The sequence below is a fragment of the Pseudomonas sp. TH37 genome (assembly GCF_016650735.1).
GTDB lineage: Bacteria > Pseudomonadota > Gammaproteobacteria > Pseudomonadales > Pseudomonadaceae > Aquipseudomonas > Aquipseudomonas farris.
Window position 1 is genome coordinate 1 of the sequence record NZ_JAEKFD010000018.1, and the last position, 20982, is coordinate 20982.

Here is a 20982-nt window from a genome sequence, read left to right on the forward strand (position 1 = left end):
TAGCGACTTTACATTCAACATCAATGTTGACTAATAGTCCGCCATCGCGGGCAAGCCCGCTCCCACAGGGAGTTTTGTCAATTCGGAGAGAGGCGTTCCAACCCGACGAACGGGCAGGCAGCGAGCAATGCTGTGAGGGTGCGGCCATCGGCCAGGCGCAGATCCGCCGGTGCCAGCTCGGCCAGCGGATAGAGCACAAAGGCCCGTTCCTGCAGGTGATAGTGGGGGACTTTGAGGCGAGGTTCGTCGATCAGTCGATCGCCGAACAGCACGATGTCCAGATCCAGCGTGCGCGGGCCCCAGCGTTCAAGGCGCTCGCGGCCTTGGCCATTCTCGATGGCTTGCAGCGCATCCAGCAGGTCCAGTGGCGCGAGGCTGCTGTCGAGCGCAGCGACCGCGTTGGTGTAACGCGGTTGGCCGGGCAGCAGCGAGTCGCTTTGATAAAACCCGGAAACCCCGACCAGTTTGGTTTGCGGCAATTGCGCCAGCGCTGCGATAGCGCTGCGCAACTGTTCGGTGGGGTCAGCCAGATTGCTGCCCATGCCGATGTAGATGCGTTCCATGGCTTATTCGCCTGTAGCGCTCGGTGCGCCGGCAGCGCGCTTGCGCTTGGCACCGCCGCTGCGGCGACGTTTGCGTGGAGCGCCAGTACCGTCGTCCTTGCCGCTGAGGTCGCGGATCATGTCCCGGCGTTCGCTGTCGTTGGCGTCCTGATAGTCGGTCCACCATTCGCCCAGGCCATCGGTCTGCTCACCGGCGCTTTCACGCAGCAGCAGGAAGTCGTAACCGGCGCGGAACCGCGGGTTGTCCAGCAACAGGTCGGCGCGTTTGCCGCTGCGCCGTGGCAGACGCTCCTGCATGTCCCAGATCTCGCGTATCGGCATGGTGAAGCGTTTCGGAATGGCGATGCGCTGGCACTGTTCGGCGATCAACTCGTGAGCGGCTTCCTGCATCGCCGGAATCGGCGGCATGCCGCGTTCTTGCAGGCGCAACACACGGGCCGGCAGGGCAGGCCAGAGCAGGGCGGCAAACAGGAACGCCGGGGTAACCGGTTTGTTCTGCTTGATTCGCAGGTCCGTGTTGATCAGCGCTTCACTGATCAGCGTGTGCGTGTAGGTCGGGTTGTACTCCAACGCTGCCGCACTGGCCGGGAACAGCGGATCGAACAACTGCAGGTCGACCAGCATTTCGAAGGTGTCCGCGGCATAGCCGGAGAGGAACAACTTGAGCACTTCTTCGAACAGACGAGCCGACGGGATCTCGCGCAGCAATGGCGCCAGTTCGCGGATCGGCGTGGCGCTGTGTTTTTCGATGCCGAAATTCAGCTTGGCGGCGAAACGCACGGCCCGCAGCATCCGCACCGGGTCTTCCTGGTAGCGTTGCTTCGGATCACCGATCAGGCGGATCAGATGATTGCGGATGTCGTGTACGCCGTTGGCGTAGTCGAGAATGCGCTCGCTGACCGGATCGTAATACAAGGCGTTGATGGTGAAGTCGCGGCGTTGCGCGTCTTCTTCCAGGGTGCCGTAGACGTTGTCGCGCAGAATGCGCCCGCTTTCGTTACGAGACGATTGGTTGCTGTCTTCGTCCTCGTCGTTTTGCGGGTGATTGGCGCGGAAGGTCGCGACTTCAATGATTTCGCGGCCAAAGTGGATATGCACCAGCTTGAAACGCCGACCGATGATCCGCGCGTTGCGGAATTCGGCGCGTACCTGTTCAGGCGTGGCGCTGGTGGCGACGTCGAAATCTTTCGGCGTGATGCCGAGCAGCATGTCACGCACGCAGCCGCCGACCAGGTAAGCCTGGTAACCGGCGTTCTGCAGGCGTTCGACGATATTCACCGCGTAACGGCTGAACTGTGCCTTTTGCAGCGAATGTTGGCCGCTGTTGAGCACTTCAGGCGTACTGCGAATGTGTTGCGTATGACGCTTGGGAGAACGGAATGACTGGAACAACTTCTTCAGCATGGGATGCACTGTTTGAAGGAATGTTCGGCCATAACGAAGAATGACCGCATGATGGGCCGGGATTCTAGCATTTAGTCGGGGGATGGTGTAGGAAGCTGCGCAAGCGCTTGAAGAGGGATGTCGGATAGCAGGGCAAACACCAGAAACCACAAGGGGAGCCGAAGCTCCCCAAGAAGTAGTTGCATGCTCTATTTTTATTATTGGTTTCGGGCTTCTTGTTTTTGTTGAGCGCCCTCGCCATGAAGTTTTCCTTCATGACCCTCCCAATCGGGAGCCAAGAGCAAACGGATTGCTTTGGTCGCTGTGTTGCTGTGATCGTTCGATCCAACCAGTTCAGGCACTGTCTTGAGACAGCTTTTTATTATTCTCGGCCTGGTCGTGGGGCAAGCCCCAAATGCAACGCCTCTCCAAAAGAATCAGTTAGCTACGCCTCTCGCCGTCTTGTTTTTATTGTGCGTGAGTCGATTCGTCTTATTTTTATTGTCTTGTACATTGCTTGTTATTGTTCTTGTACCAAACATATAGCAGGGTGCGTGCCAACTTTTGTGAAGCCCAGTAAAGCAAGGGGTTAGGCGGGTTGATGGTGTTTTTCGAGGCCAAAAAAAACCGGGGCTTCGTTACCGTAAGCCCCGGCTTCTGTTACGCGAAAAAGCTGAGGTAACAGTTTTTTCACAATGTCATGTGTTACCCGCACATCGGACAGGTGCGGTTCAGCTCTCGCTGGCCACCCCGGTCTTGCGTCGCGGAATGCCCAGGCGCTGACGGCGTTCCCACAGGCATTTGCGGCTGACCCCGAGTTTGCGGGCCAGTTCGGTTTCGGTCATGTGATCTTGATGCTCGAGAACGAAATGCTGGAAGTAGTCTTCCAGGGACAAATCTTCGGTCGGTTCGTGGCTGGTGTTACCGGCGCCGTTGCCCTGTTGGGGCGCGAGGCCAATGAAGTCGTCGTCGTCCAGATCGCTCAGTTCGATGTCGATGCCCAGCAGCTCGGCGGAAATCTCCGGGCTTTCGCACAGGATCACCGCGCGCTCGACCGCGTTTTCCAGTTCGCGAACGTTACCCGGCCAGGAGTAATGCCGAATCGCCTGTTCGGCATCCAGGGCGAATTTCAGATCGGTACGGTTGACCCGTGCGCTCTGCCGCGCGAGGAATGCAGTGGCAATTTCATTGACGTCCGCGCCGCGCTCGCGAAGGGCCGGCAGCTTCAAGGCGATCACGTGAAGACGGTAATACAAGTCTTCACGGAACTGGCCAATCTTCGCCAGGCTCTTGAGGTCCCGGTGAGTCGCGGCGATCAGGCGTACATCAACCTTCTGCGACTGGACCGAACCGACCCGACGGATTTCCCCTTCCTGCAACACGCGCAGCAGGCGGGCCTGAGCTTCCAGTGGCAGCTCACCGATTTCATCGAGGAACAAGGTGCCGCCGTCCGCCGCTTCCACCAACCCGGCACGCCCGGCACTGGCGCCGGTAAACGCGCCTTTTTCGTGGCCGAATAGCTCGGACTCGATCAGGCTTTCCGGAATGGCCGCGCAGTTCACCGAGATCATCGGCGCCTTGGCGCGTTTGGACAGATTATGCAGGGCGCGTGCTACCAGTTCTTTACCGGTACCGGATTCACCCTGGATCAGGACGTTGGAATCGGTTGGCGCGACTTTACGGATCTTGCTGTACAGGTCCTGCATCGGCGGACACGAGCCGATAATGCCGATTTCGCCGTTGCTGTTGTCGACACCGTTTTTCGCGGCGCCATTGGTCGTTTTGCCGACGACCGGTTCACCGCTGGCTTGCGCCGATTGCCGGTCACGCAGGATTCGCGCGACGGCCTGGAGCATTTCGTCGTGATCGAAAGGCTTGGCGATGTAATCCACCGCGCCCATCTTCATGGAGTCGACGGCCGAACGCAGGCTGGCGTAACTGGTCATGATCAGCACCGGAGTGCCCTGGCCAAGTTTGATCAACTCGGTACCGGGGGCGCCCGGCAGACGCAGGTCGCTGACGATCAGGTCAAACGTGGGAATGCTGAAACGCTCTTGTGCTTCCTGCACGGATCCGGCTTCGCTGACCTGGTACTGGTTACGTTCCAGCAGACGGCGCAAGGCGGAGCGGATAATTGTTTCGTCTTCGACGATCAAAATGTGCGGCATTGATTCGATACTCTCGACGGTCTCAGTTCACAGCGGACGTCGCTTCGACATGACGCGGCAAAGTTACCCGGATACGGGTGCCGCGTTGGCTTTGAACATCAGCCGGGCTGTCGATGGTGATTTGTCCATAATGCTCTTCAACGATGGAATAGACCAGTGCAAGGCCCAGACCGGTGCCTTCGCCAGGATCCTTGGTGGTGAAGAAGGGTTCGAACAATCGGTCCATGATGCTCGAGGGAATACCGCTGCCTTCGTCTTCGACGATCAGATCGACCGTGTGTTCGCCGGCTTCGCTTTTGACTCGTACCGCACTGCCCGGAGGCGAGGCGTCGCGGGCGTTTGAGAGCAGGTTGATCAATACCTGGGCGAGCCGCTGCGGGTCGCCTTCGACCCAGTGGTCGGGATCGCACAGATTATAGAACTGTACTTCGAAATTGCGCCGGTTCAAGGCCAGCAGGCCGATGGCATCCTGGGCCACTTCCGCCAGACAGACGGGCTCGTCAGTGTGCTGATAACTGCCGGCATGGGCGAAGCTCATCAGCGACTGAACAATGCGTGACACGCGTTTGGTCTGCTCGAGGATCTGCCCACTGATTTCCGTGAGTTCGGCGTCTTCTTCACGCTCTTCGCGCAAGTTTTGCGCGAGGCAGGCAATGCCGGTGATCGGGTTGCCGATTTCATGGGCCACGCCGGCCGCCAGTCGACCGATGCTGGCAAGGCGCTCGGAGTGCACCAGTTTGTCTTCGAGCATCTGGGTTTCGGTCAAATCTTCCACCAGCAACACCAGGCCGCTGTTACCCGGCGCCAGCGGTTCATCGATCGCCGCTTTGTGCAGGTTCAGCCAGCGCGTCTGACCGTCGAGGGCCAGGTGCTGTTTGTGCAAATGCTCGTCCGGCAGATTGATGAAACCTTGCAGCAGGTCTCTCCACGGATCGCCAATGGTGCTCAGGCGCGAACCGACCACACGCTGCGCGGCAATCCCGGTCAGTTCCTCCATGGCTTTGTTCCACATGAGGATTTCCTGATCCTTGGCCAGCGAGCACACGCCCATCGGCAATTCCTGCAAGGTCTGGCGGTGGTAGCGGCGCAGGGCATCGAGTTCGGCGGCAAGGCCGGTGAGGCGCGAGTGGTAGTCCTCAAGGCGGCTTTCGATGAAGTGGATATCTTCGGTGACGTAGTTTTCGCCGCCAGCCTTGTAGGGCAGGAAGGTTTCGACCATGTCTTGCGCCACGCTCGGCCCCATCAGGCCGGAGAGGTTGGCTTCGATACGGTCACGCAGACGGCGCAACGCGTATGGCCGGCGTTCATCGAACGGCAGATAGAGGTCACGCAGCGCCTGCTCGACTTCTTTCTGCGCTGCCTTGGCGCCCAGCGGCTTGGCCAGTTGCGTGGCAAATTCCTGAGGCGAGGCGGCATGCAGTTCGCGGCGTTGCGGGCGGCGAACGTTGTCCACCGCGCAGGCTTCGGCGGCGCTGGCCTCTTCGGGGCTGGCGTTGGTGAACAACGAGATCAGCGTGAACATCAGTACGTTGGCGGCCAGCGAGGCGATTGCGGCCATGTGCCAGCTGGTGTCGTCCAGCACGTAAATCATGTTCAGCAGCGGAATGTAGAAACCTTGCAGATTGCCGACCAGCGGCAGCAGCATGGTCACCAGCCACACCAGAATCCCCGCCAGTAGGCCTGCGATGAAGCCGCGACGGTTGGCGGTCGGCCAGTACAGTACCGACAACACCCCCGGCAGGAACTGCAATGTGGCGACGAAGGCGACGATGCCGAGGTTGGCCAGGTCCTGCTCGGCACCCAGCATCAGGTAGAAACCGTAACCGGCCATGATGATCGCGACGATCAGCGCCCGGCGGGTCCATTTCAGCCAGCGGTAAATATTGCCTTCGGCCGGCGGCTGATAGAGCGGCAGCACCAGATGGTTCAGCGCCATCCCGGACAGCGCCAGGGTGGTGACGATGATCAGGCCGCTGGCCGCTGACAATCCGCCGACATAGGCCAATAGTGCCAAGGCCTTGTTGTTGGCGGCGATGCCGATGCCCAGGGTGAAATATTCCGGATTGGTCGTGGCGCCGAGTTTCAGCCCGGCCCAGAGAATCAGCGGTACCGCGAGGCTCATCAACAGCAGAAACAGCGGCAGACCCCAGCTCGCACTGACCAGCGAGCGCGGGTTGAGGTTTTCGGTAAAGGTCATGTGGTACATGTGCGGCATCACAATCGCCGAGGCGAAGAACACCAGCAGCAGCGTGCGCCACGGGCCTTCCTGCAATGGCGTGTGCAGGGCGGCGAGGGCGGTCTGGTTTTGCAGCAGCCACAGCTCCAGCTGCTGCGGGCCGTCGAACACGCCATACAGCGCATACAGACCGACGCCGCCAATCGCGATCAGTTTGATCACAGACTCGAAGGCAATCGCAAACACCAGGCCTTCATGTTTCTCGCGGGTAGCGATGTGGCGTGAGCCGAAGAAAATCGTGAACAGCGTAATCAGCGCGCAGAAGCTCAAGGCCACGCGATGCTGCACCGGCTCGCGGGTGAGGATGCTGATGGAGTCGGCCACTGCCTGAATCTGCAACGCCAGCAACGGCAACACGCCGATCAGCATGAAAATTGTCGTCAGTGCGCCGGCCCAAGTGCTGCGGAAACGAAACGCGAACAAGTCGGCCAGGGACGAGAGTTGATACGTGCGGGTGATTTTCAGGATCGGGTACAAAAGCACCGGTGCCAGCAGAAAGGCCCCGGAAACCCCGAGGTAGCTGGACAGAAAACCGTAGCCGTACTGATAAGCGAGGCCCACCGTGCCGTAAAACGCCCAGGCACTGGCGTAAACGCCCAGCGACAGGGTGTACGTCAGCGGGTGGCGAATGATCGCCCGGGGGATCATGCCCCGTTCGCTGATCCAGGCCACGCCGAACAGCACCGCCAGGTACGCGGCGCTGATCAGGATCATCTGGGTCAGGCTAAAGCTCATCGGCATCTTTTTGGCTCTGCAGAATGAAGGTCACGACAATCAGAATCAGCCAGAGCAAATAAGGGCGATACCAGGCGCCCGTGGCGTCGATCCACCAATCCATGATGGCCGGGGAGAACAGATAAATCCCCACTACCAGGAGCAGGACCAAGCGATAGATGTACATCCCGGCCTCTCTTTTTTTATGCGCGTGCCCGAAAACGTGCGGCGATGGTAACGGATGGGCGCGCCACTGCAAGTGGCATCACTGCAGTTGCGCTTCACGCAACGTCAGTGTGCGCGGGATCAGCGATGCATCCCAGTGGGCAATTCCCCAGTTCAGCACTTCTCGTGGCGTGGCGTCATTCAGTTCGGTTACAGGCTTGTGCCCCAGCGCCCGCAATGCGCGCAGTAACAGCGGCGTGGCCTGATCTTCGGTCAGCGGCGGCGAGCGATAGGATTTTCCGAGTTTGTGGCCGTCCGGCTGGGTAATCAGCGGGATGTGCAGGTAACGCGGTTGCGGCAGGCCCAGCAGTTCTTGCAGATAGAGCTGGCGCGGCGTGGAATCCAGCAAATCGGCTCCGCGCACGATATCGGTGATGCCTTGCCAGGCGTCGTCCAGCACCACCGCCAATTGATAGGCGTAGAGCCCGTCGCGACGGCGGATCACGAAATCACCGACCTCTCGACCCAAGTGTTGACGGAATTCGCCCTGCACCCGGTCGATGAAGTGGTATTCCAGCTCCGGTACACGCAGGCGGATCGCTGCGTTTTCGGTGCCGTGCCCCGCGTTGCGGCAGAACCCGGGATAGATGCCGTGATACGGCTCCAATTGTTTGCGCGAACAGGTACAAGCGTAGGCCAGGCCCTGATTGAACAGGCGATTGATGACTTCGTCGTAGGCCGCGTGCCGCTCACTCTGTCGGACCATGTCGCCATCCCACTCGAAACCGTAGCTTTCCAGTGCCTTGAGAATCGCCGCTTGAGCGCCGGGCTCTTCCCGTGGCGGATCTAGATCCTCCATGCGCACCAGCCAACGGCCGCCGACCGAACGGGCGTCGAGGTACGAGGCCAACGCTGCGACCAGTGAACCGAAATGCAGATGCCCGCTGGGTGTGGGAGCGAAACGCCCGATGTAGCGAGGGGAAGTCGTGGCAGTCATGGACGAATGTTACTTTCTCTGGTCGTGCGCAAGTCCCTGTGGGAGCGAGCCTGCTCGCGAAGGGGCCATCAGCTCCGACATTAGTGTTGCCTGACACACCGCATTCGCGAGCAGGCTCGCTCCCACAGGTTTTCTGCCGAGGCGAAATTCAGAAACAAAAAACGGAGCGTTCGCACGCTCCGTTCTTCGTTCAAGTCGCAAAGATTACTTGCCGACTTGCTTTTCCTTGATTTCCGCCAAGGTCTTGCAGTCAACGCACATGTCGGCGGTAGGACGGGCTTCCAGTCGCTTGACGCCGATTTCGACGCCGCAGGACTCGCACCAGCCGTATTCTTCGTCTTCGATCAATTGCAGGGTTTTGTCGATTTTCTTGATCAACTTGCGCTCACGGTCGCGGGCGCGCAATTCGAGGCTGAATTCCTCTTCCTGGCTGGCACGATCTGCCGGGTCAGGGAAGTTGGCCGCTTCGTCTTTCATGTGATCAACAGTACGGTCGACTTCCTGCATCAAGTCCTGTTTCCACTTGTTCAGGATCTTGGTGAAGTGAGCGCGCATGGGCTTGCCCATGTACTCTTCGCCCTTCACTTCTTTGTAGGGTTCGAAGCCGCTGATCGACTGGTTCTGCTGTTGCTTTGCTTGGGTGGGCATGAAATGGACCGCCTCTACTCTTGTAATCCATTGCGCAGGATTGCTCCATCACCGACACCTGCCGGCCCTGCGGCTGCAAGCGGGCGAACTTACCAGATCAAATCGGGCCGCGCTACTCCCGGATGTCGAGCCCGCGGCCCGTGGGCCTTGCAAAAGATTGCAAAGCCTTGCCTGGTGGCTCTGGAGACCTGATCAATTATTGATTTTAGTCAAACCTGGAGCATACGCTTGAACCGTTTGAGACCAGCGTTATATGGGCTCTGACCGCTTTAGGTTCTCGCTCGTTCCTGCGCTTGGGTAGAATCGATTCTTTTCCCGTTGTAAGGAAGGCTAATGGCTCTGTCCTACAGTGCGCGCAGTCGCGCTATCGAACCATTTCACGTCATGGCCCTGCTGGCCCGGGCCAACGAGCTGCAAGCAGCCGGCCACGACGTGATTCACCTGGAAATCGGCGAGCCGGACTTCACCACCGCCGAGCCGATCATCCAGGCCGGCCAGGCCGCGCTGACGGCGGGGAAGACTCGTTACACCGCTGCCCGCGGCATTCCAGAGCTGCGCGAGGCCATTTCGGGGTTTTATCAGCAGCGTTACGGGCTGAACATCGATCCGCAACGAATTCTTATCACGCCCGGCGGTTCAGGCGCGTTGCTGTTGGCCAGCGCCTTGCTGGTGGACCCAGGCAAGCATTGGCTGCTGGCAGACCCGGGTTACCCGTGCAACCGGCACTTCTTGCGGTTGGTGGAAGGCGCGGCGCAACTGGTGCCGGTCGGCCCGGACGTGCGTTATCAGCTGACCCCTGACCTGGTCGCGCGCCACTGGGATCACGACAGCGTCGGCGCCCTGGTGGCATCGCCGGCCAACCCGACCGGGACTATCCTGGCCCGCGACGAGTTGGCCGGGCTCTCTGCAGCGATCAAGGCCCGCCACGGCCATTTGGTGGTCGACGAGATCTACCATGGCCTGACTTACGGCACGGATGCGGCCAGCGTGCTGGAAGTCGATGACAGCGCCTTCGTCCTCAATAGTTTTTCCAAGTATTTCGGCATGACCGGCTGGCGCCTCGGTTGGCTGGTAGCGCCAGAAGCCGCGGTCGGTGAGTTGGAGAAACTCGCCCAGAACCTCTACATCAGCGCGCCGAGCATGGCCCAGCACGCCGCATTGGCTTGCTTCGAACCCGCCACCATCCAAATTTTCGAGGAGCGCCGCGCCGAGTTCGGCCGACGTCGTGATTTCCTGCTGCCAGCCCTGAGGGAGTTGGGCTTCGGTATCGCTGTAGAGCCGGAAGGTGCGTTCTACTTGTACGCCGATATCAGCAAGTTCGGCGGCGATGCCTTCGCGTTCTGCCGACATTTCCTCGAAACCGAGCACGTTGCGATCACCCCAGGCCTGGACTTCGGGCGTTATCAGGCCGGGCATCATGTGCGGTTTGCCTACACCCAAAGTCTTCCACGCTTGCAGGAAGCGGTTGAGCGGATCGCTCGTGGTTTACGGAGCTGGCAAGGCTGATGCGTTTTCATCCTCCCCTCGAAGAAGGTCGCTTGATTCGTCGCTACAAACGTTTTCTCGCTGATATCGAAACCGTTAGCGGCGAGTTGCTGACCATTCACTGCCCTAACACTGGTTCGATGCTCAATTGCCAAGTCGAAGGCGGGCAGGTCTGGTTCAGCCGTTCCAACGACCCCAAGCGTAAGCTGCCCGGCACCTGGGAAGTCGGCGAAACCCCGCAGGGGCGGCTGTTCTGCGTAAACACCGGGCGCGCCAACGGTTTGATTGAGGAGGCGTTGCGGGCCAATGTCATCACCGAGCTGAACGGCTTTACCGAATTGAAGCGCGAAGTGGCCTACGGTCAGGAAAGCAGCCGCATCGATTTCCGTCTCGATTACCCGAGCGGGCCAGCCTATGTGGAAGTCAAAAGCGTCACCCTGGGCTTCGATGGCTCGTTGGTGGCGGCGTTTCCCGATGCGGTGACCCAGCGCGGGGCCAAGCATTTGCGCGAGTTGGCGCATTTGGCCCGGGACGGGATTCGTGCCGTGCAGCTGTATTGCGTGAACCTGACCGGCATCGACTCCGTGCGTCCTGCTGAAGAAATCGATTCGGCCTACGCGGCGGCGTTACGCGAAGCGGTGGCGTGTGGGGTCGAAGTGCTGGCGTATGGCGTGCACTTGACCCACGAAGAGATGGTGGTCGATCGGCGGCTGGAAGTGCTGTTAAACGGTTAGAGCGTGACCCAGATGCCTTGCTCGTCTTCGTGGCAGGGGATGGTGGTCAGGGATTGCCCGGCGCACGGGCCGGCGACGCATTCGCCGTCTTCGATCAGAAACAGCGCGCCATGAGTGGCGCACTGGATCAGGCTGTTGCTGGGGTCGAGAAACTGGTCGGGCTTCCATTCCAGTCCGACGCCCCGGTGTGGGCAGCGATTTTCATACACATACACCCGGCCGTCCCGGCGCACGGCCAGAAGCTTCTGACCCTCAACGTCGAAACCGCGACTGCTGGCGTCAGCCAATTCGGCGCCTGTGCAAAGAAGCTTCATGTCTATCCTCAAGTCCTGCAGCTCGTACCAGATATGTCCGAGCTTGACGTTCAAATGCAAACAATTATCAAATGGCCGCTCACCCACAGGGCGATTGCCGGATGCCGAGGATACTTGGCCTGCCCTCTCGATGCCCGGGAAAACCTTTAAAGGAAGCTGTTTATGCGCCTGAGTACCCGCGTTGCTGCGCTCTGTGCGTTCTATCCCGGTACGACCGGCCAATGACTTTTCTGGTTAAACCCCGTGCATTATTCATTGGCCTGAGCCTGCTGTGTTTGCTGGCGATCTGGTTGTCGCTGGCGTTGGGGCCGGTGAGTCTGCCGTTGTTCGACACCTTGCGCGCGGCGTTGCGGCTGATTGGTTTACCCATCGCGCCCGACGGGTTGGAGCAGGCCGAACTGATCCTCGGGCAGATTCGCTTGCCACGAACCTTGCTCGGCTTGGCCGTGGGCGGCGTGCTGGCGCTGTCCGGCGTGGCGATGCAGGGCTTGTTTCGCAACCCTCTGGCTGATCCGGGATTGGTGGGGGTCTCCAGTGGCGCGGCATTGGGCGCCGCCATCGCGATTGTCGGCGGCTCGGTGTTCGGCGGTCTGCCCGAATCCTTCGGGCCTTATCTGTTGTCGGTGTGCGCGTTTCTCGGCGGTCTGGGTGTAACGGCGCTGGTCTATCGACTGGGGCGACGCAATGGCCAGACCAACGTCGCCACTATGCTGCTGGCCGGTATTGCATTGACTGCCCTGGCCGGTTCGGCGGTAGGGCTATTCACCTATCTGGCGGATGACGCGACCCTGCGCACCTTGACCTTCTGGAACCTGGGCAGCCTTAACGGCGCCAGTTATTCGCGACTTTGGCCGTTGCTGCTGGTGAGCACTGGTGTGGCGCTGTGGTTGCCGCGTCGGGCCAAGGCCTTGAATGCATTGTTGCTGGGGGAGTCGGAGGCAGGTCACCTGGGGATCGATGTCGAAGGCCTCAAGCGCGAACTGGTGTTCTGCACGGCGCTGGGCGTCGGCGCGGCGGTCGCGGCAGCGGGGATGATCGGATTTGTCGGTCTGGTGGTGCCGCATCTGGTGCGATTGCTGGCCGGTCCCGATCATCGGGTGCTATTGCCTGCGTCGGTATTGGCGGGGGCCAGTCTCTTATTGTTTGCCGATCTGGTGGCGCGACTGGCCCTGGCGCCGGCCGAGTTGCCGATCGGGATCGTCACAGCCTTCATCGGCGCACCGTTCTTTCTGTATCTACTGCTCAGAGGGCGTGCCTGATGTTGCGAACGCAGAATCTGCAAATTCGGCGCGGTCGAAAGATTGTTCTCACGGACATCACCCTTGAACTCAAACCGGGCGAAGTCCTCGGCGTGCTGGGCCCCAACGGTGCCGGTAAAAGCACATTGCTCGGCGCCCTGTGCGGCGAATTGCATGCGGACCATGGCAGTGTCTGGCTCGATGAGCGCGAGCTGAGTCGTTGGGCCGGGGTGCAGCGAGCCCAGCGTTTGGCGGTGTTGCCGCAGGTGTCGACCCTGGACTTTGCCTTTCGCGTCGAAGAAGTGGTCGGCATGGGGCGTCTGCCTTATCAAAGCGGCCGGGTCCGGGATGACGAAATCGTCGCCGCCGCGCTGCACGCGGCCGATGCGCTGCACCTGAGTGGACGCAGCTATCTGGCGTTGTCCGGCGGCGAGCGTCAGCGGGTGCATTTGGCGCGGGTGCTGGCGCAACTTTGGCCGGGGGAGGCGGGGCAAACGTTGTTGCTCGATGAACCGACATCGATGCTCGATCCGCTGCATCAACACACTACTCTGCAAGCGGTGCGCGAGTTCGCCGATCGTGGTGCCGCGGTGTTGGTGATCCTGCATGATCTGAATCTGGCGGCACGCTATTGTGATCGTCTGTTACTGCTCGAAGGTGGGCGACCCGTGGCGCTGGATACGCCGGAGCAGGTGCTGCGCCCGGAACCGCTCAAGGCCGTGTTCGGGCTGGAAGTACTGGTGCAACCGCACCCGGAGCGTGGGCATCCGCTGATCATCGCCCGCTGAGCATTTCGTCGAGGTGAGAACATGCGTGTGATGGTGATCCTGGCTGTGCTGTTACTGAGTGCCTGTCAGCATGTGCCGGTGGTGCCGCCACCCGTCAGCGGCGAGATCCGGGACCTGCGCAGCGGTCAAACCCTGACAGCGCAGGAACTGCTTGCACGGTTAGCCAAGCCTTTGCGGTTGATCGTCGGCGAGCAGCATGACAATCGTGATCACCATCAACTGCAATTGTGGTTATTACAGGCACTGGGTGAGCGGCGCCCCCAAGGCAGTTTGCTGCTGGAAATGCTCACGCCGGATCAGCAAGCGCGCGTCGATCACGTCAGGCATGCTTCACCGCTACCTGCTGACTTGCCCAATGCATTGGCCTGGCAATCGGGTTGGGACTGGAGTCTGTACGGGCCGATCGTTGGTTTTGCCCTGACTCAGCCATACCCGTTGCTGGCGGCTAACCTGGATACGCTTGAAGTCCGTGCTGTCTATGCCAAACCGCCGACATTGAGCGGTTCGCGCTCCAACGCCCCGATGGTCAAGGAAACGTTGCTGGCACAAATAAGCGATTCCCACTGCGGCTTGCTGCCTACATCGCAAATGCCCGCGATGCTGGCTGTCCAGCAGCAACGTGACCGGCGGATGGCCGGGCGATTAGTGGCCGCACCGACGCCTTCACTGCTGATTGCCGGCGCGTACCACGCACGCAAGGATGTCGGGGTGCCGATCCATGTGCTGGATCTGGATGAGCCTGAAGCGCCAACGGTATTGTTGCTGGCGGAGCAGGGCGCTGAGGTCACGCCGGCCATGGCCGATTACGTCTGGTATACGCCCGCCACGCCACCGCAGGATTACTGTGCGCAAATGCGTAAACAGTTCGGCAAGTAGTCAGGGCAGTAAAACCTGGCGAGTTTTCCACAGGCAAAAAAAGACCCGGCAAGAGCCGGGTCAAATAACCGTGATTAGCCTGATGAGGAGATAATCTGAGAGTCCGAACCAAGGGCTTTTCAGAATATCGACCAGTCTCGCGACCAGTTGTGATAATCATAGCGATTCTCATTACCAAGTCAACTGCTGATTTTTAATTTCTGTGGATCTCACCGGTTCCCTCGGTGAAGGCCCTGCAATCATTAGTCTTCAGGCTGTGTGTGTAAGCGTAATTACCCGTTCAAATCTTGTGGCGTGACGAGATAGCGTCCAGCTGTTTGTTCAAGGCTTCCTTGCGTTCGGCGGGAATGTCGTTCCAGTGAACATCCATCAATGCGCCTTCGATCGCATACAACAACACCTTGGAAGCCCGAAAACCGCGCGTGCGCACGGCCCGATAAGCATCCACAGCTCCCAGCCGACGCAAGTCCGAGGCACTGTGGATGCCCACGGCATGCAGCCATTGCGCCGACGTCTTGCCAAGATTTTTCAGGTGTTGCAGTTCATCATTCATCAAGCCTCCTTGCGACAGCCGAACGGTGCGTGGGCGAGCCTCTCAGCAGTGTAGCCATCAGTAGGAAAAGCGTGATTGTTTGGTCGGTTTCGACGCAAAAGCTTCTAAGAAGCGGGCTCAAGAAGCGGCGTGAAAAGGCTGCGAGTGCAGTCGGAAGACGGGCGGGGGATTGAGTTTCAGGATAGAAAAAAAGTACAGAGTCCAGCGCAAAGCAGGGGCGCCGGACCTGGTAGAAACGTCGCTTTTAGCGGGTGCGATAACGCAGTCGCGTACCGAAATTCATCGACATCAGAATCTCATCGGCACTCAGCTCTGGCGGGAAGTAGGCGCCGGATATCTGCGCGTGAGCCAGGCTTGCCCCTTCCAGGGACGAGTTGCGAAAGTCGATGCCGCGCAAATCGGCAGAGCGGAAATAGGCATCGGTGAAGTCGACGCCGTCGGCGTTCAGTTCACGCAGATCGAGACCACGGAAGTCGCCACCGACCATGTCGATAGGTCCATCTTTCGGGCGTTCATTGTTAAAGCCTGTGATGTCGTCTTTGTGCAGCAAGGCATAAAGCGGGGTGTCGAGAAGTTTCGGCTGGTTCATGTCGCATCACCTGATGGTTTTATGACGCCATTATAGTGCCACTATTTGACAGCCGTGAAGCCGGTGAAGGCTTCACGGTTGAAATAGTTTTTTACAGGCCTGGCAGGCGTTGGCGAATCTGCGCAACGACGGTATCGAGCGTGCCACTTTCATTGGTCTGGACGCGTTTGCTGCACAGAATTTCTGCTGGCGTCAGGGCCTCGCGGCTGGCTTGTTGGGCGGCGATAACGGTCAGGTTGGCGTCGGACGGATCGTTATTGTCTGCCTGACGTTGCTTCAACCAGCTCTCGATCACCGCTTGTGGTGCGTCGCAATCGAGGATCAGGAACGGTGCACCCGTGGCTTCGGCGATTTTTGCCGCGCCATCGCGTTGGTCGCGCTTGAGGTAGGTGGCATCGACCACTACCGGGAAACCGGCATGCAAAATAACACCGGCAACTTCATGCAGACGGCTGTAGGTGGCAGCGCTGGCGTCAGCACTATAGATACCGGCCTGCGGATCGTTCGGTACGGTTTGCTCGCCGAACATACGCTTGCGCTCGACATCGGAACGCAGGCGAATGGCGCCCAGCGCTTCCACCAGGCGCATGGCCACGTGACTCTTGCCGACGGCGGAAACACCGTGGGTAATCGCCAGGAAGCGCGAAGGAATGGTGCTGTAGCTTTCCGCCAGGTTGGCGTAGTTGCGGTACTGACGCAGAGTAGTGGCGCGCTGCACCGGATCGGCCTCGGCGGGCATGCTGAACAGGCTGACCTTGGCGCGAACCAGTGCGCGGTAGGCTTTATAGAAGTTCAGCAGCTCAAGGCCCTGATAGTCGCCGGTCAGCTCCAGGTATTGGCTGATGAAACGGCGCGCCAGGCTTTTCAGGCCACGGTCTTCCAGGTCCATCGCCAGGAAACCGGTATCGGCGTAAACGTCGGTGAAGCGGAACGGTTCGTTGAACTCGATGCAGTCGAAGATCACCACGTTGCCGTCGATCACGGTGGCGTTGCCCAAGTGAATGTCACCGTGGCATTCACGAATGAAACCGTCGGCCTTGCGCTGGGCGAACAGCGGCTTGAGGCGTTCGAAGCTGCTTTCGGCCCAGGCTTGCAGCGCCTCGAGTTGCAGCAGATCGGCCTTGTCGCTGAGGAACGGACGAATCTGTTCGAAGTTCTGCCGTACCGGCGCCATGACGCTGTCCGGCGTGCCGGCTTCGTGTTCGGCAGGCACTTTCGGCGCGCTGAGGTGGAATTGAGCGATCTGCGCGGCCATCTCGTCGATGTGCGTGGTGGTCAATTCGCCGTTGGCTTGCAAGGTGCTGAGCAATTGGCTTTGTGGGAACTGACGCATTTTCAGGGCGTAATCGACAACCGGGCCATCGCCGCCCAGTTGTGGTGCCTCGGCGCTGCCAGTAATTGGCAACACTTCAAGATACAAATCATGGGTCAGGCGCTGGTTCAGACGCAGCTCTTCAGCGCAGAAATGCTCACGAGCCTCGAGGCTGGTGAAATCGAGGAAGCCGAAATTCACTGGCTTCTTCACTTTATAAGCAAAGGGCCCGGTGAGCAGCACCCAGGAAATATGGGTCTCGATGACCTGGAACCCTTCTACGGGATGCGGGTAGAGGGCCGGGTTTTGCAGGGCAGCGATCAGGGACTGGCTCACAGGCGATCCTTCAGAGTCTGGGGAAAATTCAAGGCCGTCATTATGGCCGCAAGTCCGCCCGACGCAAACCTCAGCGGGCTTCTGTTGAGTATGAATAAAGTGCGTATAATCCGCCGCCATGACTCGTACTCGATCCCCCCGCACCCCCAAAAAACCACCTTCCAAGGGCTTGCGCCCCTGGCTGGGCTGGGCCCTTAAACTCAGCCTGGTCGGCCTTGTGGTGCTCGCCGGGTTCGCGGTTTACCTCGACGCTGTGGTCCAGGAGAAGTTCTCCGGCAAGCGCTGGACCATTCCGGCCAAGGTGTACGCGCGCCCGCTTGAGCTGTTCACGGGGCAAAAGCTGAGCAAGGAAGACTTCCTCACCGAGCTCGATGCCTTGGGCTACCGACGCGAAGCCGTCAGCAACGGCCCCGGCGCGGCGGCGGTCAATGGCAATACCGTCGACCTGAATACCCGCGGCTTCCAGTTCTATGAAGGCATGGAGACGGCTCAGCCTGTGCGCGTGCGCTTCTCCGGCGATTACGTGGCCGAGCTTTCGGCGACCAACGGTTCGAAGCTTTCTGTGGTGCGACTGGAACCGCTGCTGATCGGTGGGATTTACCCGAAAAACCTTGAAGACCGCATCCTGATCAAGATCGATCAGGTTCCGCCGTATCTGCTCGAAACCCTGGTTGCCGTAGAAGACCGGGATTTCTACAGCCACTGGGGCGTGTCGCCGAAGTCGATTGCCCGAGCCATCTACGTCAACACATCGGGCGGCAAGATGACCCAGGGCGGCAGTACGCTGACGCAACAGTTGGTCAAGAATTTCTACCTCACCAGCGAACGCAGCCTGACCCGTAAGCTCACCGAAGCCATGATGGCGATGTTGCTTGAGCTGCATTACGACAAGCGCGAAATTCTTGAGGCTTACCTCAATGAAGTGTTCGTCGGCCAGGATGGTCAGCGCGCGGTGCACGGTTTCGGTCTTGCCAGCCAGTTCTTCTTCGGGCAGCCATTGTCCGAGCTGAAACTGCATCAAGTCGCTTTGTTGGTGGGCATGGTCAAGGGGCCGTCCTATTACAACCCGCGTCGCAACCCTGAGCGGGCGCTGGAGCGGCGCAATCTGGTGCTCGATGTTCTGGGGGAGCAAGGCGTTGCCACCGCCGAGCAGGTTGAGGCAGCGAAGAAAATGCCACTGGGTGTGACCACTCGCGGCAAGTTGGCCGATAGCTCGTTCCCGGGCTTCCTCGACCTGGTTAAACGTCAGTTGCGCGAAGACTACCGTGACGAAGACTTGACCGAAGAGGGGCTGCGGATCTTCACCAGTTTCGACCCGATTCTGCAGATGAAAGCCGAAGCGTCGGTCAACGACACCTTTAAACGCCTGGCCGGACGCAAAGGCTCGGATGATGTCGAAGCGGCCATGGTCGTAACCAACCCGGAAACCGGCGAAGTCCAGGCCATGATCGGTAGCCGTCAGGCGAGTTTTGCCGGTTTCAACCGTGCGCTGGACGCGGTACGACCGATCGGCTCGTTGATCAAGCCGGCGGTTTATCTGACAGCCCTTGAGAAGCCGAGCCAGTACACGCTGACCAGTTGGCTGTCAGACGACTACTTCTCGGTCAAAGGCGCGGATGGTCAGGTCTGGAAACCGCAGAACTATGATCGCCGCTCCCACGGTACGGTGTTCCTTTATCAAGGGTTGGCACACTCCTACAACCTGTCGACCGCGCGTCTCGGGTTGGCGGTGGGCGTGCCGAATGTCTTGAAGACCCTGGCACGCTTGGGAGTGAGTCGCGAATTCCCGGCGTTCCCGTCGATGTTGCTCGGTGCCGGCGGTATGACCCCGATCGAAGTGGCGACCATGTACCAGACGCTGGCCAACGGCGGATTCAATACGCCGATGCGCGGGATTCGCAGTGTGCTGACTGCCGAGGGCGAGCCGCTCAAGCGTTATCCGTTCCAGATTCAGCAGCAATTCGATCCGGCGTCTATTTACCTGATCCAGAGCGCCATGCAACGAGTCATGCGTGAAGGCACCGGTAGTTCGGTTTATAACGTGTTGCCGAAAACCCTGACCCTGGCCGGTAAAACCGGTACCAGTAACGATTCGCGGGACAGCTGGTTCGCCGGTTTCAGTCAGGATCTGCTGGCAGTGGTCTGGCTGGGGCGCGATGATAACGGCAAGACACCATTCACCGGTGCCACCGGTGCGTTGCAGGTCTGGACCAGTTTCATGCGCAAGGCCGATCCGCTGCCGCTGGACATGCCGCAGCCGGACAACATTGTTCAGGCTTGGGTCGATTCGCGCACCGGGCAAGGTTCTGAAGGCAGCTGCCCAGGCGCGGTGCAGATGCCGTATATTCGCGGCAGCGAACCGCCTCCTGGTCCCGCTTGCGGTGGCGAAGGCCCTGCTTCCGGCGAATCGGTGATGGATTGGGTCAAGGGCTGGATGAATTAAGCAAAGAGGGTTTCAAGTGAACAAGTGGTTGATTCCAGCAGTGACCGCCGTGGCTTTGCTCAGCGGCTGCTCCACCGTACAGCGTGGTTCGATTCCGGTTGTGGATTCCGGCAGCGCCGTTTCGAACAGTGAACGGATACAGGCGAATGGCGGTTACCGTCAGACGACAGTAAAACGTCCTGTGCAAGGCCAGACTCAGGCAATCCCGCAAGGTGACACTGGCGTTGTCGTGATGGTGCCGGGTGGTGGCGCGGTTTACTCGGCCCCGATCAGCACTTCGCCGATTACCCCAGGCCCGATCACTCCGGGGCCGATCGATACTTCGCCGGTCCAATCGGCACCGATCAACCAGGGCAGCTACAGCATGCCGTCGACGCCGAGCGGGATTCCTTCGGCGAACTCCGGCGGCCTGTCTGCCGATGAGCAACTGGATGGTCCGGTCCTGGCATTGTTGACCACTGCCCAGCAGCAACAGGCCAGCGGCGACCTTAATGGCGCGTCGTCCAGTCTCGAGCGCGCCCAGCGTGTCGCTCCGCGTGAGCCGCAAGTACTGTATCGCCTGGCCCAGGTGCGTATGGCTCAAGGTGATGCGGCACAGGCCGAGCAATTCGCTCGTCGTGGTCTGACGTTCGCCAATGGTCGTCCGGCTCTTCAGGCCAGCTTGTGGGGATTGATCGCTCAGGCTCGTGAGAAGCAGGGTGACTCCGCCGGTGCAGCGTTGGCTCGTCAGAAGGCCAAGGTCTCGCTGTGATGGATGCACGCTTCCCGAAGATTGCCGAGCAGTTGCTGTTGATCGAACGCGAACTGCGCGTTCAGGGCTGGTGGGACGAAGTCGCGCCGTCTGCTGAAGCGCTATCCAGCGTCGAGCCATTTTCGGTGGATACGCTGGATTTCGAGCAATGGCTGCAATGGATTTTCCTGCCGCGGATGAAGAGCATCCTTGAACAGGATCTGCCGCTGCCCAACGCATCGGGGATCCAGGAGATGGCCGAAATGGTCTTCGCCGCCCGTAACGTCCAGGGCAAGGATCGCTATTTGCAGGTCTTGCTCAAAGAGTTCGACCTGCTGATCACCGCTTCTCGCTAACTCCGATCCGTTGTAGGAGCCGTAGGAGCTGCCGAGTGAAACGAGGCAGCGATCTTTTGATTTTGTTTTTAAAAGCAACGTCAAAAGATCGCAGCCTCGTTTCACTCGACAGCTCCTACATGCAGTTTTTCGCAATCTGTTTCTGTGCTTCGGTGATGCGCTCCTGACGTTGTTGGTCGGTCAGGCGGCGCATCTCACCGTCGACATCCTCTCGTAGTCGCGGATTATTCTGCAGTTGAGCCAGGTTCGTTCGGGCCTGTTCGCAGAATACTTTTAACTGGTCTTGCTGCTCGGCGACCTGCTTTTTCACTTTGTTGTCGATGGCCCGTTGATCGCCTATGGCGTTGCTGCGCG

19 protein-coding genes and 1 pseudogene are annotated in these 20982 nt (G+C 59.7%); 8 read left to right on the top strand and 12 right to left on the bottom strand.

Features of this window, described 5'->3' with window-relative positions:
• Positions 1-77 precede the first annotated feature (77 nt).
• The 7 genes from folK to dksA all read right to left on the bottom strand — a co-directional run bounded on the left by folK (position 78) and on the right by dksA (position 8874).
• Positions 78-563 carry a 2-amino-4-hydroxy-6-hydroxymethyldihydropteridine diphosphokinase gene (gene folK / locus JFU11_RS27705; RefSeq protein WP_123721434.1) on the bottom strand — a complete coding sequence of 162 codons (486 nt, stop codon included), beginning with the start codon at positions 561-563 and terminating at the stop codon, positions 78-80.
• 3 nt (positions 564-566) lie between these two features.
• Entirely contained in the window at positions 567-1967 is a 1401-nt protein-coding gene (locus JFU11_RS27710) for a polynucleotide adenylyltransferase PcnB (protein ID WP_008068509.1), read from the bottom strand.
• A 710-nt stretch (positions 1968-2677) separates the two neighbouring features.
• Entirely contained in the window at positions 2678-4114 is a 1437-nt protein-coding gene (locus tag JFU11_RS27715) for a sigma-54 dependent transcriptional regulator (RefSeq protein WP_201062741.1), read from the bottom strand.
• A 22-nt stretch (positions 4115-4136) separates the two neighbouring features.
• The gene (locus tag JFU11_RS27720) at positions 4137-7091 is read right to left on the bottom strand and encodes a sensor histidine kinase (protein WP_187326443.1); all 2955 of its coding nucleotides are present in this window, start codon (positions 7089-7091) and stop codon (positions 4137-4139) included.
• Positions 7075-7251 (bottom strand): hypothetical protein, encoded by a 177-nt coding sequence (locus JFU11_RS27725; RefSeq protein WP_003176118.1) that lies wholly within the window; start codon positions 7249-7251, stop codon positions 7075-7077. The genes JFU11_RS27720 and JFU11_RS27725 overlap by 17 nt, the downstream gene beginning before the upstream one ends.
• 78 nt (positions 7252-7329) lie before the next feature.
• Positions 7330-8226 carry a tRNA glutamyl-Q(34) synthetase GluQRS gene (gene gluQRS, locus JFU11_RS27730; RefSeq protein WP_201062742.1) on the bottom strand — a complete coding sequence of 299 codons (897 nt, stop codon included), beginning with the start codon at positions 8224-8226 and terminating at the stop codon, positions 7330-7332.
• A gap of 204 nt (positions 8227-8430) precedes the next feature.
• Positions 8431-8874, bottom strand: coding sequence for an RNA polymerase-binding protein DksA (gene dksA, locus JFU11_RS27735; protein ID WP_030130357.1), 444 nt, complete (start codon positions 8872-8874; stop codon positions 8431-8433).
• A 333-nt stretch (positions 8875-9207) separates the two neighbouring features.
• Here dksA and JFU11_RS27740 point away from each other — a divergent pair, with 333 nt between their 5' ends.
• Complete coding sequence (locus JFU11_RS27740; RefSeq protein WP_123721438.1) at positions 9208-10380, top strand: pyridoxal phosphate-dependent aminotransferase; 1173 nt, start codon at positions 9208-9210, stop codon at positions 10378-10380.
• A complete protein-coding gene (gene sfsA / locus JFU11_RS27745; RefSeq protein WP_008068517.1) occupies positions 10380-11093 on the top strand; it encodes a DNA/RNA nuclease SfsA in 714 nt (237 codons plus the stop codon). The genes JFU11_RS27740 and sfsA overlap by 1 nt, the downstream gene beginning before the upstream one ends.
• Here sfsA and JFU11_RS27750 read toward each other — a convergent pair.
• Positions 11090-11407 carry a Rieske (2Fe-2S) protein gene (locus tag JFU11_RS27750; protein WP_201062743.1) on the bottom strand — a complete coding sequence of 106 codons (318 nt, stop codon included), beginning with the start codon at positions 11405-11407 and terminating at the stop codon, positions 11090-11092. The two genes, sfsA and JFU11_RS27750, sit on opposite strands and share 4 nt — an antisense overlap.
• Before the next feature lie 275 nt (positions 11408-11682).
• Between JFU11_RS27750 and JFU11_RS27755 the strand changes: the two genes are divergently transcribed.
• Genes JFU11_RS27755 through JFU11_RS27765 form a run of 3 tightly spaced genes read left to right on the top strand, consistent with a single transcriptional unit; the run spans position 11683 to position 14309 of the window.
• On the top strand, positions 11683-12666 hold the full coding sequence (locus JFU11_RS27755) for an iron ABC transporter permease (RefSeq protein WP_161794747.1): 984 nt from the start codon (positions 11683-11685) through the stop codon (positions 12664-12666).
• Entirely contained in the window at positions 12666-13433 is a 768-nt protein-coding gene (locus JFU11_RS27760) for a heme ABC transporter ATP-binding protein (protein ID WP_123721439.1), read from the top strand. Before JFU11_RS27755 ends, JFU11_RS27760 begins: the two co-directional genes overlap by 1 nt.
• A 21-nt stretch (positions 13434-13454) precedes the next feature.
• Positions 13455-14309, top strand: a complete 855-nt coding sequence (locus JFU11_RS27765) for a ChaN family lipoprotein (RefSeq protein ID WP_201062744.1) — start codon at positions 13455-13457, stop codon at positions 14307-14309.
• 280 nt (positions 14310-14589) lie between these two features.
• Here the strand turns inward: JFU11_RS27765 and JFU11_RS27770 are convergent, their stop codons facing one another.
• The 3 genes from JFU11_RS27770 to JFU11_RS27780 form a co-directional block, all read right to left on the bottom strand.
• Positions 14590-14862, bottom strand: coding sequence for a TfoX/Sxy family protein (locus JFU11_RS27770; RefSeq protein WP_007902045.1), 273 nt, complete (start codon positions 14860-14862; stop codon positions 14590-14592).
• A 244-nt stretch (positions 14863-15106) separates the two neighbouring features.
• On the bottom strand, positions 15107-15451 hold the full coding sequence (locus JFU11_RS27775) for a pentapeptide repeat-containing protein (protein WP_123721441.1): 345 nt from the start codon (positions 15449-15451) through the stop codon (positions 15107-15109).
• Between the two features lie 91 nt (positions 15452-15542).
• On the bottom strand, positions 15543-17099 hold the full coding sequence (locus JFU11_RS27780) for a bifunctional aminoglycoside phosphotransferase/ATP-binding protein (protein WP_201062745.1): 1557 nt from the start codon (positions 17097-17099) through the stop codon (positions 15543-15545).
• 118 nt (positions 17100-17217) lie between these two features.
• Here JFU11_RS27780 and mrcB point away from each other — a divergent pair, with 118 nt between their 5' ends.
• From mrcB to JFU11_RS27795, 3 genes are read left to right on the top strand one after another with little or no spacing between them, the layout of a single operon-like run.
• On the top strand, positions 17218-19542 hold the full coding sequence (gene mrcB / locus JFU11_RS27785) for a penicillin-binding protein 1B (protein WP_123721443.1): 2325 nt from the start codon (positions 17218-17220) through the stop codon (positions 19540-19542).
• A gap of 16 nt (positions 19543-19558) precedes the next feature.
• Positions 19559-20293 carry a tetratricopeptide repeat protein gene (locus tag JFU11_RS27790; protein ID WP_201062746.1) on the top strand — a complete coding sequence of 245 codons (735 nt, stop codon included), beginning with the start codon at positions 19559-19561 and terminating at the stop codon, positions 20291-20293.
• Positions 20293-20628: a YqcC family protein gene (locus JFU11_RS27795; RefSeq protein ID WP_123721445.1), complete on the top strand. Its 336-nt coding sequence runs from the start codon at positions 20293-20295 to the stop codon at positions 20626-20628. The genes JFU11_RS27790 and JFU11_RS27795 overlap by 1 nt, the downstream gene beginning before the upstream one ends.
• Before the next feature lie 115 nt (positions 20629-20743).
• Here the strand turns inward: JFU11_RS27795 and JFU11_RS27800 are convergent.
• Positions 20744-20982 (bottom strand): annotated as a pseudogene (locus JFU11_RS27800) (DUF4124 domain-containing protein); the annotation flags it as partial.